This window comes from Rhodococcus tibetensis (assembly GCF_024438035.1).
GTDB classification, from domain to species: Bacteria; Actinomycetota; Actinomycetes; order Mycobacteriales; family Mycobacteriaceae; genus Rhodococcus_F; species Rhodococcus_F tibetensis.
In genome coordinates, this window is sequence record NZ_JANFQF010000010.1 from 151,719 (window position 1) to 164,248 (window position 12,530).

Sequence of the window (12,530 nt, forward strand, 5' to 3'; positions counted from 1 at the left end):
CGCCCGGGGTGTTGAGCGGCGGTGGTGTGATCCGGCTCCCGCCGCATGGTGCATACTCGGAAATTGCACTTGCAGCCACACACATGGGGGAAGCCGGTCCGAATCCGGCGCTGACCCGCAACGGTAGGCCACTTGGATAATTTCGGTGGCGAGCCCGATTACCCGGTGTGGGGTGTGTGACATCCATTCGTCGTGGTCTACGAAGCGGAGTCCTGCAGGCGCCGCACCGGCGTCTGCTGACTTCTCATTCGTGGCTCTGAGCCGCAATGAGGTTTACATGCACGGTCAGATGTTCAGAAGTACCGGTCTGGTCACGCTCGCGGTGGCTGCGCTGGTGGTCGCCGGCTGTTCGCGCGGGGAGTCCGTGGGGCAGACCGCTTCCGCCGAATCCTTCGCCGAGCCGGTGTCCGTCGTCAACTGCGATCGAACCGAGACGTTCGACGCTCCGCCCCGGCGCATCGTCAGCATGAACGATCACGTCACCGAGGTGCTGATCGAGATGGGGGCCGGCGACCGCATCGTCGGCACGGGATACGGCGACGCGACCCCGCTACCGGAGTTCGCGGACGCCTTCGCGAAGATCCCGAAACTCGCGAAGGAATACCCGACGCGGGAACAGATCCTCGACCTCGACCCCGACCTGGTAGTGGGCGGTATGCGGAGCGCATTCGACGAGAAGGAAGGGCGATCGCGCGAATCCCTCGGCGAACAGGGCATTCCCACGTTCCTGTTCTCCGAGTACTGCGGGCAGGGCTTCCCTGACATCGGTTTGCTGCGCAGCGACTACACGCAGCTCGGCGACATCCTCGGAGTCCCGGAGCGGGCGCGGGCGATCACCGATCGGGTGACGTCCGGATTGCAGGCCGTGCGCGACGAGATCGCGGGCACCGCCCAGGTTCCGACGTTCTTCTACGATTCCGGCGAGGACGTCCCGCTGACGGTCGGCGGTGTAGGCGTCGGCCAGCTCATTGCGATTTATGCGGGCGCCGAAAACATCTTCTCCGAGGGGGAGAAGCCGTATTCGACGGCCACCTGGGAGGTTGTCGGTGAACGCAGCCCCGAGGTGATCGTCGTCCTCGACTACGGCACGACGAGTGCGCAGGCGAAGATCGACTTCCTGAAGTCGCACCCGATCCTGTCGACGACACCCGCCGTGAAAGCAGGCCGCTTCGTCGTCGTAGCACTCGACGACTTCTTCGAGAGCCCCCGTCTGGTGCGGTCGGTGGAGACGATCGCGCGGGCACTGCATCCGGATGTCGTCGGCGCGCGATGACCGTTACCGCAGAACGCGCGGCGTCACCGGCGCAGGCGCCGCACCCAGCCCGCGCACGCGTCGGTTTCGCGGGCCTCATGGTCCTGCTCGCGCTGACGACCCTGTTCGTCGTCGGCCTCGCGGTGTCGTTCGGTTCCGTGCGCATCCCGGTCGGCGACGTCTGGGCGATCGTCGCGCACCGCGTGGCCCCCGGCGCAGTCGAGTCCTGGTGGTCGCAGGCGCGGGAATCGATCGTCCTCGACTCCCGGCTGCCGCGGGCGCTGACCGCGGCAGCAGTCGGTGCGGCGCTGGCCCTGGCAGGCGCTGTGGCGCAGGCGGTGACGCGCAATCCACTGGCCGATCCCTATCTGCTCGGCGTGTCCTCAGGGGCCGGTTTCGGCGTGGTGGCGGTGACGGTGCTCGGGCTCGGGGTGGGAGCGCTCGGCGCGTTCACCATTCCCGTCGCGGCGTTCCTGGGCGCGATGGTGCCGCTGTTCCTGTCGCTGGCGATCGGCGGACGGTATCCGCAGCCGACGGCCGTCATCCTCGTGGGTGTCGCGTCGGCGCAGGTGTTCTCGGCTCTCATCACGTTTTCGATCCTGGTCGTCGCCGACGAGCACCAACTGAGTTCGGTGATGCACTGGCTGGCGGGCGGTTTCGGCGACTCGCACTGGTCGACAACGATCTTCCCGGCTGCGGCGCTCGCGACAGTCGGGGCCGCGATGATGCTGAGCGCGAGCCGAATCGACCTGCTGCAGGCGGGAGACGACGGCGCCGCAGCCCTCGGCATGAACGTGCGGCGCTTCCGCGTGGTGCAGTTGCTCGGTGTGTCGATGCTGGCCGGGGCCGCCGCATCCGTCGCGGGCGGTATCGGCTTCATCGGTCTGCTGGTGCCGCACCTGGCCGGATACGTTGTGGGTGCGCGAGCGGTTCGGCTGCTGCCCGTCGCCGCATTCCTCGGCGCGATCGCGATGGTCGCTGCGGACACGGCCGCGCGGTCGGTCGCGCACAGCATCGAGGTCCCGGTGGGCGTCGTCACCGCGCTCGTGGGAGCGCCGATCTTCGTCTGGATGCTCTACCGGCAGTATCGGAGGGCCGAACAGTGACGGCGTTGAGTCTGCAGCGGGTCCGCGCCGAACTCGGGTCGCGGGAAGTGCTGCACGGCATCGACTTCTCCGTGCGGCCCGGTGAGGTGCTGGCGTTGGTCGGGCCCAACGGTTCCGGCAAGACCACCGCGCTGCGCTGCTGCTACCGGGCGCTCACCCCGACCGGGGGTGCCGTCGTCGTCGACGGAGCGGACAGCGCCGATCTGGGCCGGCGGGAACTCGCCCGCACGATCGGCGCGAGCACTCAGGAACCGCAGGTGTCCGCGGGACTGACTGTGCGCGAATCGGTTTCGCTCGGCCGCATCCCGCACCGGGGGTGGTTCGAACGGGCGAACGGCGCCGACAGCGAGATCGTCGAGAGGTGCCTGCAGCAGGTGGGGCTGACGGAACTCGTGGACCGTGACGTCCAAGCACTGTCAGGCGGGGAGCGTCAGCGAGTATCGATTGCCCGGGCGCTTGCACAACAGCCGAGGGTCCTGCTCCTCGACGAACCCACGAACCACCTCGACCTGCGGCACCAGTTGACGGTGATGAACCTGCTGCGCGATCTCGCCGCCGGCGGTCTCGCGCTCGTGGTGACCATGCACGACCTCCGGCTGGCCGTGGAGTATTGCGACACGCTGGCCGTGATGCACGATGGAAGGGTGATCAGCACCGGTCCGCCTGCCGACGTGCTGGACGACGCCGTGCTCGGCGGGGTGTTCGGGATCCGCGCCGTGGTGCGGTCGGAGCCGCGGCTGTCGATGGAGATTCTGGGGTTGGCCGATGGATGAGCAACTTCGGCGTGCGTACGAACTGACCGCCCGCCGCGTCCCGATGATCGCCGACCAGATCGGGCACCGCGGCGCAGCCTCGTTCCCGGCTGTGCGCCTGACCGATCCCGGCTGGCTCGCGGACAGGGTCGCGGACACGTCGAGCCGGTGGGGCAGCGACGACCCACGGGTCAACGGCACCCTGTGGTGGTACTCGGCCAGTTCCACGCTGACCGGGATACCGATCGCGACGGCCCTCGTCGCCGGTGTCGCTGCCCACCCTCGGCTGGGGGATGCCCGGGCGTTTCTGACCGAGGACGGATACCTCGGCGGTCTGACCGCGTCGTCGGCACTGCCGGTCACCGAGGGGCAGTCCGAGCTGGCGTCCGAGATGGCTGCGGCGCTGACGCCGATCATCGACGCTCTCGCCGCGGCGTCCGGGGTGCGGCGGGCCGCGATGTGGGCGATCGCTACCGATTCGATCGCCAACCGCGCGCTCGACGCGGGCGACGGAGTCGGTGATCGGAATCGCGGCAGCATCTTCGCCCGGGAACTCGTCGACGCGATGCGCGGCGCCGGGGTGGTGCTGCCTCGACCGCGGTTCGTGGACGTGCAGGCTGGTGCGGTGACGCGCCGATTCACGCAGCGCGCGTCGTGTTGCCTGATCTACGAGACCCCCGGGTCAGGCAAGTGTGTGAGCTGCCCGAGGAGGCCGGCCGAGGACCGTCTGAAAGGTCTTGCCGCGCTCGTGACGTGAGTCCGGGTAACCCGCGTTGACCGGTCTGCGGGTGTGATGGCAGACTGAAAGCATTCGAACTCCCGTTCGAATGATGCGTCTTCCCCAGTGGCATCTTCCATGGTTTCGGCACGGCACGTGCGCGACATGAAGAGGTGTGCCAGATGGGTTGGGGTAACGGTCCGCCGTCGTGGTCGGAGATGGAGCGGGTCCTGTCCGGCAGGCCGGGACGCGTCGACCCGCAGTCGCTGTATCCGGGTGACGGCAGCGACAGTCCGGCGTGGTCACGCAAGCGAGGCGAGTATCGGGCGGGTGAGCAGGTACGGGCAGGCTCCACCGTCCCCTACGCAGAGCTACACGCGCATTCGGCGTTCAGCTTCCTCGACGGTGCCTCCCCACCGGAAGAATTGGTGGAAGAGGCGGTCCGGCTGGGTCTCGAGGCCATCGCGCTCACCGACCACGACGGGTTCTACGGTGTGGTCCGGTTCGCGGAGGCGGCGAAGGAACTGAACATGCGGACCGTGTTCGGTTCCGAGCTCACCGTGGGCGACGCTCATCTGCTGGTGCTGGCGCGAGGGCAGGAGGGGTACCGCCGGCTGTCCCGGGAGATCGCGGCGGCGCACCTCGCAGGAGGAGAGAAAGGCAAAGTTTGGTACGACATGGACCGGCTCGCCGATGCGGCGGGAGACCACTGGCAGATCTTGACCGGTTGTCGCAAGGGGCATGTGCGTCAGGCATTGGCCCACGGGGGTCCGGAGGCAGCGGCTGGCCGGTTGCGTGAGCTGATCGATCGGTTCGGGGCCGAGCGGGTCACGGTGGAACTCACGCACCACGGCATTCCGGAGGACGGTGAACGCAACGACTGCCTCGCCGAACTGGCGCAGCAGCACGGTCTAGGGGTAATTGCCTCCACCGCAGCTCATTTCGCGGGTCCTCCGCGTCGGCGGCTGGCGATGGCGATGGCCGCGGTCCGGGCTCGTCACAGCCTCGACGACGCGGCCGGGCGGCTGCCTCCGACGGGCGGATCGCACCTGCGTTCCGGTGAGGAGATGGCCCACCTCTTCGCGGCGTACCCGGAATCGGTCAGCGGTGCGGCGGAGCTCGGGCTGGAATGCGCCTTCGATCTCCGGCTCATCGCACCGAAACTACCGCCCTTCGACGTGCCCGACGGGCACACCGAGGCGAGCTGGTTGCGTCAGCTCACGATGGAAGGGGCGCGCCGCCGTTACGGTGCACCGGCGGAGCACCCGCGGGCGTACCGGCAGATCGAGCACGAACTCGACATCATCACGACGCTGAACTTTCCTGGCTACTTCCTGGTGGTCCACGACATCGTGTCGTTCTGCAAGGACAACCACATCCTGTGTCAGGGAAGGGGTTCGGCGGCCAACTCGGCCGTCTGCTACGCCATCGGCATCACCAACGTCGATCCCGTGCGCAACAAGTTGTTGTTCGAACGTTTTCTCTCACCCGAACGCGACGGTCCGCCGGACATCGATGTCGACATCGAATCGGACCGCCGCGAAGAAGCCATCCAGCACGTCTACGCGAAGTACGGGCGACAGTATGCGGCGCAGGTGGCCAACGTCATCACGTACCGGGGAAAGTCTTCGGTGCGCGACATGGCACGGGCCCTGGGCTTCTCGCAAGGGCAGCAGGATGCGTGGAGCAAACAGGTCGATCGCTGGGGTGGCGTCGGGAAGGGGAAAGGGAAAGACACCGACATACCCCCTGCCGTGCTCGAATTGGCAGCCCAGATCGAGGGGTATCCGCGGCATCTCGGAATCCACTCCGGCGGCATGGTGATCTGCGATCGGCCCATCGCCGACGTGTGCCCGGTGGAGTGGGCGCGCATGGAGAACCGCAGCGTCCTGCAATGGGACAAGGACGATTGCGCAGCGGTGGGACTGGTGAAGTTCGACATGCTGGGACTCGGCATGCTCTCGGCCCTGCACTACATGATCGATCTGGTGGCCGAGCACAAGGGGATCGAGGTGGACCTGGCGCAGCTGGACCTGTCCGAGGAAGCCGTGTACGAGATGTTGCAGCGGGCCGATTCGGTCGGAGTGTTCCAGGTGGAGTCGCGGGCACAGATGGCCACCCTCCCGAGGCTGAAGCCGCGGAATTTCTATGACCTGGTAGTGGAGGTCGCTCTCATTCGGCCCGGACCCATCCAGGGTGGTTCGGTGCATCCCTACATTCGCCGTCGCAACAAACTCGAACCGGTCACCTACGACCACCCGTCGCTGGAGAAAGCGTTGAAACGGACCCTGGGTGTGCCGTTGTTTCAGGAGCAGTTGATGCAGGTGGCGGTCGATGTCGCGGGGTTCACTCCGGCCGAGGCCGACCAGCTGCGCCGGGCCATGGGGTCCAAACGCTCGCCGGAGAAGATGGAGCAGCTGAAGGGGCGGCTCTATCAGGGCATGCGGGACGTGCACGGAATCGGCGACGACGTGGCCGACCGGATCTATGAAAAGTTGTACGCCTTCGCCAATTTCGGTTTCCCGGAGAGTCACTCGCAGAGCTTCGCGGCGCTGGTGTTCTACTCCTCGTGGTTCAAACTGCATCACCCCGCCGCATTCTGTGCAGGTCTGCTGCGGGCACAGCCGATGGGGTTCTACTCGCCGCAATCGCTGGTGGCCGACGCCCGCAGGCACGGGGTGCGGGTGCACGGTGCCGACATCAATGCCAGTCTCGCGCACGCCACCGTCGAGGCCGGGGGCATGGAGGTGCGGCTCGGTCTCGGGGAGGTGCGGCACATCGGCACGACACTGGCCGAGCATATGGTCGAAGCCCGGAACGACGGGGGGCCGTTCACGTCCTTCCTCGACCTCACTGGCCGGGTGGAGCTGAACACGGCCCAGGCCGAGTCGCTCGCCACTGCAGGGGCCCTCGACAGTTTCGGTATCACCCGGCGGGAGGCGTTGTGGGCGGCGGGTGCCGCGGCAGGGGAGCGGCATGACCGGCTTCCCGGAATGGGGGCGTCCACCCGGGCGCCGACCCTGCCGGGAATGAGCGATCTCGAACTGGCGGCCGCGGATGTGTGGGCCACCGGAGTGTCCCCGGACACCTATCCCACCCAGTTCCTGCGCCCGCAACTCGATGAGCTCGGGGTGATTCCTGCGGCCCGGTTGCTTCAGGTTCCCGACGGCGATCGGGTCCTGGTGGGCGGAGCAGTGACGCACCGGCAACGCCCGGCGACTGCGGCCGGTGTCACGTTCATCAATCTCGAGGACGAGACCGGGATGGTCAATGTGGTGTGTTCGGTGGGCTTGTGGGCGAAGTACCGCAAGCTCGCGAACACCGCGCCGGCGCTCCTGGTTCGGGGCAAGGTGCAGAATGCGGAGGGGGCCGTCACGGTGGTGGCGGATCGCCTGCAGTTGATGGACCTGCGGATGAAGGCCAAGTCGCGTGACTTTCGCTGAGCGCGCACACAGCAATCGTCAACCGGGCCTTCGGCACACCGCTAACATTCGGGCATGAAGAGATACGTTCTGTCGGCGATCGTCCTCGTGTCGCTGGTGCTTGCCGGGTGCGGCGGTTCCGACAGCAGCTCTTCCGCGCCCGTGCCCGCGCCCGTGCCCGGCGACAGCAGGTCGTTGGAGGTCGGGGGTGCGCTGCAGGGGCCTGCGAAGGATCAGGCGCCCACCGAACGGCAGGAGATCATCACCGGCCAGGTCTCGATCACCGCGGATGACCCGGTGGCCGTGGGCAGGCAGATCGTCGACAAGGTCGATGCCTTGGGAGGTCGCGTCGATCAGCTCACCGAGCAGCCCGGCTCCGACGACCAGGACGCGAGCAGTTCCCTGACAATCCGCGTGCCCGCCGACGACCTCACCCGCACGTTGGACGATCTGCGGGACCTCGGCAAGGTGACCAGCGTCAGCGTCACGAAGAGCGATGTGACGATGCAGTCGCAGGATCTCGATGCCCGCATCGGTGCGTTGACGGCGTCGGTCACGCGGCTGCAGGGGCTCATCGCGTCGGCCGCGAACACCGCCGACCTGATCGAAGCGGAGAGGGCACTGTCGGAACGGCAGGGTGAACTCGACAGCCTCACCGCGCAGAAGCGGTTGCTCAGCGATCAGATCGCACTCGCCACCCTCACGATCGACGTCACCACCACCGACACGGAGAGACCGAGTTCGGGTCCCGACAACTTCTGGGAGGGTCTCGTCGCCGGGTGGCACGCCCTGCTGTCGGCAATCAAGGGCGGTGCGGTGGTGGTCGGGGCGCTGATCCCCTGGTTCGGTTTCGTGGCCGTCATCGCACTGGTCGTCTACGGCGCGTACCGTCTGCGCCGGATATACAACAGGCCGCGCCGGCCACCGACCGGTGCGGCGTCGCAGAAAGAAGAGGCGAACACCGAATGATCGAAGTCGACCTGTCGGCGTTGGACGAGGCGTTGGAATCAGGCGCCCCCGTCATCGACGTGCGCGAAGCCGACGAGTACGCGCAGGTGAGAGTGCCGGGCGTGACGCTGATTCCGCTGAGCGAGTTCGTCGCTCGTGTCGGCGAGATCCCCGACGCCGACGTGGTGTATGTGATCTGTGCCGTGGGTGGCCGCAGCCTGCAGGCCGCCGAATACCTGAACGGTCGAGGAATCAACGCGGTGTCCGTCGCGGGCGGCACCTCGGCGTGGTTGCAGTCCGGACGTCCTGTCGAGACCGGTTAGCGCACGCTCGACCAGCAGTCGACGCACGTGGCGCAGGGTGCGGAATACCACGGTGCTCCAGATCACGAGCAACGCACACCACAGGGTCGTTGCCGCGCTCACAATCACGGTCGAGTTGATCGCGGTGCCCAACGCGTTCGCGCCCAGGGCGCAGGTACCGACGGGAAAGGTGAAGCTCCACCAGGCGGGCGTGAAGTCGAGTCCTCGGTGGAATGCCCTCGCTGTCACCGTGATCACGGTTGCGAGCGCGAGAACACCGCACGCGCCCACTGTCATTCCATAGACGACGCCGACCGTGTGGAGCCAGGCGTGCCCGGATGCGGCGCCGAGTAGGTTGATCGCCGCAACCGACTGCCCGATCACTCCCAGCGGTATCCACAAGGTCGGGACGAGGGCGGTGCCCGGAAGGCCGTTGTGCAGCAGCTGCCTGCCGACGACGACGGTGACCGCCACTGCCGCGGTCAGAGCCAGCGCGAAAAGGGCGTAGCAGAACATCAGCAGCGTGATCTGCGGTGCACCTTCCGGAAGGTGCCTGACCAGTGCGGCTCCGCCGGAGGCGGACACCATCGGGGGGACCACCGGCAGCAGCCACGACGGTGTGGGCGTTACCCGATGCGTTTGCATCAGTCGTCTTGCCATCACCGCGTAGGTGACGACGCCGACGATCGTCCCGATCGACCACATCGCTGCCGACACGGCCACCGACAGCTCGCCGAGACGGTGGTGACCGGCCGAGCCGGTGGCCGCGCCGACCGTCGACACGGCCATCGACACCGCACCGTAGAAGGGAAACATGGTGTGGCTGCGCACGTCTGCCAGGGCTGCGTCGCGACGCCGGATCCAGTGGTCGCCGAGTGCGGTGGTCAGCGTCAGGAGCAGCGCCGCGGCGAGCAGCCAGAACACCTCGGACACTGCCTGGACACCCGGAACCTCGGCGGGCAAAGACGCGGCCACGACCGCGACGATGCCGGTACCCATCACTGCTGCGAACCAATTCGGCGTCATGTCCACAGCCTGCCGAGTTGGCGTCGTCGCCGGTAGAAGGCTTGCGGTTGCATACCCACAAACCGAGTTTGTGAGACTAGCCTTGGGATGTGCCGCTCTCTCCCCGGGTCCCAGAACTCAGCGCCCTCGACGTCCTGCTGTCGGTCGAACGTCTCGGAAGCATGGGTGCGGCGGGCCGGGAACACGGGCTCAGTCAGCAGGCGGTCAGCGCACGAGTACGCACGGCGGAGCGTCTGTTCGGCATCAAGGTCTTCAGCCGCGGTGCCAGCGGGGTGCGGCCCACGGCCGAAGGCGCCCTCATCCTCGAATGGGCCAGTCACATCCTGGCGACGGCGGAGGAACTCGCGTCCGGAGTCGCGGCGCTGCGGGGGGAGCGGCAGGCCGGGCTCACCGTGGCGGCCAGCATGACCATCGCCGAGTACCTTGTTCCGGGCTGGACGGTCGCGATGCGGCGAAAGTACCCCAACGTGGTCACATCGGTGCGCCTGCTCAACTCGTCCGAGGTGATCGCGCGCGTGTTGTCCGGTGAGGCCGACCTCGGATTCGTCGAAGGACCCGACATCCCGCCGGGACTGCAGTCCCGGGAAATCGGCCGTGATCATCTCGTCGTGGTGGTCCCGCCGGAACATCACTGGGTTCGTCGCTCGCCGATCCCCGTGTCGGAGCTGGCGGCCACGCCGATGATCCAACGAGAATCGGGTTCGGGAACGCGCACCACCCTCGAGAACGCGGTACCGCACTGTGTCCCACCTCTGTTGGAGCTGACCTCGTGCACTGCGGTGAAGGCGGCGGTGATCGCCGGCAACGCCCCGGCCGTGCTGTCTTCGCTCGCGGTCGCGGCCGACCTCACCGACGGGCGGCTGGCCTCGGTTCAGGTGGAGGGGTTGACCCTCCCGCGCCGGTTGTCGGCCGTTTGGGATCCGGTCCGCGGGGTGCGCGGTGCGGCCCGGGACTTCCTCGACATCGCGGTCGGCGCAACCGCGGGGGCCGCACTTACAGCGCAGCCCCTCTGAAGCCGTGCTGCCGCCACGCCTCGTACGTCACGAGGGCAGCGGCATTCGACAGGTTCAGCGAACGTCGGCCGGGCAACATCGGAATGCGCAGCCGCTCCGTCACGTGGGGGTCGGCCAGGACCTCCTGCGACAGCCCGGTGGGTTCGGGGCCGAAGAGGAGTACGTCCCCGGGTTCGTAGGCGATATCGGCATACGAGACAGTGGCATGTGCGGTGAAGGCGAACACCCGCGCCGGCTCGACCGCCGCCCACGCGGTGTCGAGATTCTCGTGCACGGTCACCGACGCAAGGTCGTGGTAGTCGAGCCCCGCGCGCTTGAGCTTCGGCTCCGAGAGGTCGAATCCCAGCGGCCCCACCAGGTGCAGTTCACATCCCGTGCCTGCGACCAGGCGGATGGCGTTGCCCGTGTTAGGCGGGATGCGGGGTTCGTGGAACATCACTCGGAACACCTGCACAGCTTAGGGGTATGCCCGGGGGCGGCATGATGGACGGATGGATGCAGTGGAAGAAGTGGTGGGTGAGGACTTCGGCGACGCGCGATTGCCCGGAGGCGACTGGCGTCGGCGGCACTACACGAAGTGCAACTTTCGCGACGCAGATCTCAGTGGCCTCCGCACGGAATCGGTGATCTTCACGAACTGTGACTTCACGGGGGCCGATTTTTCCGAGTCGCAGCACGTGGGGACTGCTTTCCGATCGTGTTCCTTCACGCGGACCACTCTGTGGCACAGCACGTTCCGGCACTGCAGCTTCCTCGGTTCGGAATTCGACAGCTGCCGGTTGCGCCCGATGACCATCGAGGAATGCGATTTCACGCTCACCTCCCTCGGCGGCGCCGATCTGCGGGCCCTCGACCTCACCGACTGCCGGTTCCGCGAGGCCAACCTCGTGCGGACCGACCTGCGGGGCACAGTTCTGCGTGCCGCCGACCTCATCGGTGCCCGCACCGGGGGCGCGAAACTGGACGGCGCCGATCTGCGGGGCGCCCACGTGGATGCGAATCTGTGGACGGCGGCCTCACTCGACAAGGCGCAGATCGAACTCACCCAGGCCATCGCCTACGCGTCCGCCCACGGGCTGGTGGTGGAACCGACCTGACGCGCGTATCCGGTACCTGAGAGAATGGGCTCCGTGACTGCAACGATCCTCGATGGCAAGGCCACCCGCGACGAGATTTTCGAAGACCTGAAGGTGCGGGTCACCGCACTGAGGGACCAGGGCATCACACCCGGGCTCGGGACCGTCCTGGTGGGCGACGACCCGGGATCGGCCGCCTACGTGCGCGGCAAGCACAACGACTGCGCCAAGGTCGGGATCACGTCGATCCGCCGAGACCTTCCCGGCGACATCACCCAGGAGAAGCTCGACGCCACCATCGACGAGCTCAACGCCAACCCCGACTGCACGGGATACATCGTGCAACTCCCGCTTCCCCGACAGCTCGACGAGAACGCCGCCCTCGAGCGCATCGACCCGGACAAGGATGCGGACGGACTGCACCCCGTCAACCTCGGTCGGCTGGTCCTCGGCAAGGAGGCGCCGCTGCCGTGCACGCCGCGCGGAATCCTGCACCTGCTCCGGCGCTACGAGGTGCCGGTCGCCGGTGCCCACGTCGTGGTCATCGGCCGCGGCGTGACAGTCGGCAGGCCCATCGGACTCCTGTTCACCCGGCGCAGCGAGAACGCCACTGTCACCCTGTGCCACACCGGTACCCGTGATCTCGCCGCCGAGGTCCGGCGCGCCGACATCGTGATCGCCGCTGCCGGTGTCCCGGGACTCGTCACAGCCGACATGGTCAAGCCCGGCGCGGCCGTGTTGGACGTGGGCGTGAGCCGGACCGAGGGCGGTTTGCGCGGCGACGTGGCGGCCGACGTCGCCGAGGTCGCCGGCTTCCTGTCACCGAACCCGGGTGGTGTCGGACCGCTCACTCGTGCGTTTCTGCTCAGCAACGTCGTGGAGCGGGCCGAGCGCGTCGCGGCTTCACGCAGCTGA

At 67.5% G+C, this 12,530-nt stretch carries 11 protein-coding genes, 1 pseudogene and 1 riboswitch; of the genes and pseudogenes, 10 read left to right on the top strand and 2 right to left on the bottom strand.

What is annotated here, in order from left to right; genetic code table 11:
• Positions 1-36: 36 nt before the first annotated feature.
• Positions 37-184, top strand: a riboswitch (cobalamin riboswitch).
• A 93-nt stretch (positions 185-277) separates the two neighbouring features.
• From NOF53_RS14020 to NOF53_RS14050, 7 genes are all read left to right on the top strand, one after another.
• Entirely contained in the window at positions 278-1,273 is a 996-nt protein-coding gene (locus NOF53_RS14020; protein ID WP_255969284.1) for an ABC transporter substrate-binding protein, read from the top strand.
• Positions 1,270-2,358, top strand: a complete 1,089-nt coding sequence (locus NOF53_RS14025) for a FecCD family ABC transporter permease (RefSeq protein ID WP_255969286.1) — start codon at positions 1,270-1,272, stop codon at positions 2,356-2,358. The genes NOF53_RS14020 and NOF53_RS14025 overlap by 4 nt, the downstream gene beginning before the upstream one ends.
• Positions 2,355-3,131, top strand: a complete 777-nt coding sequence (locus NOF53_RS14030; protein WP_255969288.1) for an ABC transporter ATP-binding protein — start codon at positions 2,355-2,357, stop codon at positions 3,129-3,131. The genes NOF53_RS14025 and NOF53_RS14030 overlap by 4 nt, the downstream gene beginning before the upstream one ends.
• Positions 3,124-3,867 (top strand): (2Fe-2S)-binding protein, encoded by a 744-nt coding sequence (locus NOF53_RS14035; RefSeq protein ID WP_255969290.1) that lies wholly within the window; start codon positions 3,124-3,126, stop codon positions 3,865-3,867. Before NOF53_RS14030 ends, NOF53_RS14035 begins: the two co-directional genes overlap by 8 nt.
• 143 nt (positions 3,868-4,010) lie before the next feature.
• The gene (locus NOF53_RS14040) at positions 4,011-7,271 is read left to right on the top strand and encodes an error-prone DNA polymerase (RefSeq protein ID WP_255969292.1); all 3,261 of its coding nucleotides are present in this window, start codon (positions 4,011-4,013) and stop codon (positions 7,269-7,271) included.
• 54 nt (positions 7,272-7,325) lie between these two features.
• Complete coding sequence (locus NOF53_RS14045) at positions 7,326-8,219, top strand: DUF4349 domain-containing protein (RefSeq protein ID WP_255969294.1); 894 nt, start codon at positions 7,326-7,328, stop codon at positions 8,217-8,219.
• Positions 8,216-8,521, top strand: a complete 306-nt coding sequence (locus NOF53_RS14050) for a rhodanese-like domain-containing protein (RefSeq protein ID WP_255969296.1) — start codon at positions 8,216-8,218, stop codon at positions 8,519-8,521. Before NOF53_RS14045 ends, NOF53_RS14050 begins: the two co-directional genes overlap by 4 nt.
• A 45-nt stretch (positions 8,522-8,566) precedes the next feature.
• On the opposite strand, the pseudogene NOF53_RS14055 reads toward NOF53_RS14050, so the two are convergent.
• Positions 8,567-9,526 (bottom strand): annotated as a pseudogene (locus NOF53_RS14055) (TDT family transporter); the annotation flags it as partial.
• 89 nt (positions 9,527-9,615) lie between these two features.
• Here NOF53_RS14055 and NOF53_RS14060 point away from each other — a divergent pair.
• Positions 9,616-10,539 (top strand): LysR family transcriptional regulator, encoded by a 924-nt coding sequence (locus NOF53_RS14060; protein WP_255969298.1) that lies wholly within the window; start codon positions 9,616-9,618, stop codon positions 10,537-10,539.
• On the opposite strand, the gene NOF53_RS14065 is transcribed toward NOF53_RS14060, so the two are convergent.
• Positions 10,520-10,987: a tRNA (cytidine(34)-2'-O)-methyltransferase gene (locus NOF53_RS14065; protein ID WP_255969490.1), complete on the bottom strand. Its 468-nt coding sequence runs from the start codon at positions 10,985-10,987 to the stop codon at positions 10,520-10,522. The two genes, NOF53_RS14060 and NOF53_RS14065, sit on opposite strands and share 20 nt — an antisense overlap.
• Positions 10,988-11,030: 43 nt before the next feature.
• On the opposite strand from NOF53_RS14065, the gene NOF53_RS14070 reads away from it, so the two are divergent.
• Positions 11,031-11,636 carry a pentapeptide repeat-containing protein gene (locus NOF53_RS14070; protein ID WP_255969300.1) on the top strand — a complete coding sequence of 202 codons (606 nt, stop codon included), beginning with the start codon at positions 11,031-11,033 and terminating at the stop codon, positions 11,634-11,636.
• A 33-nt stretch (positions 11,637-11,669) separates the two neighbouring features.
• The gene (locus NOF53_RS14075) at positions 11,670-12,530 is read left to right on the top strand and encodes a bifunctional methylenetetrahydrofolate dehydrogenase/methenyltetrahydrofolate cyclohydrolase (RefSeq protein WP_255969302.1); all 861 of its coding nucleotides are present in this window, start codon (positions 11,670-11,672) and stop codon (positions 12,528-12,530) included.

Bases quoted from the DNA above. Each gene is read 5' to 3' on its own strand.
- NOF53_RS14050 (WP_255969296.1), top strand. From the start codon at position 8,216: ATGATCGAAGTCGACCTGTCGGCGTTGGACGAGGCGTTGGAATCAGGC.
- NOF53_RS14025 (WP_255969286.1), top strand. From the start codon at position 1,270: ATGACCGTTACCGCAGAACGCGCGGCGTCACCGGCGCAGGCGCCGCAC.
- NOF53_RS14070 (WP_255969300.1), top strand. From the start codon at position 11,031: ATGGATGCAGTGGAAGAAGTGGTGGGTGAGGACTTCGGCGACGCGCGA.
- NOF53_RS14035 (WP_255969290.1), top strand. From the start codon at position 3,124: ATGGATGAGCAACTTCGGCGTGCGTACGAACTGACCGCCCGCCGCGTC.
- NOF53_RS14020 (WP_255969284.1), top strand. From the start codon at position 278: ATGCACGGTCAGATGTTCAGAAGTACCGGTCTGGTCACGCTCGCGGTG.
- NOF53_RS14045 (WP_255969294.1), top strand. From the start codon at position 7,326: ATGAAGAGATACGTTCTGTCGGCGATCGTCCTCGTGTCGCTGGTGCTT.
- NOF53_RS14040 (WP_255969292.1), top strand. From the start codon at position 4,011: ATGGGTTGGGGTAACGGTCCGCCGTCGTGGTCGGAGATGGAGCGGGTC.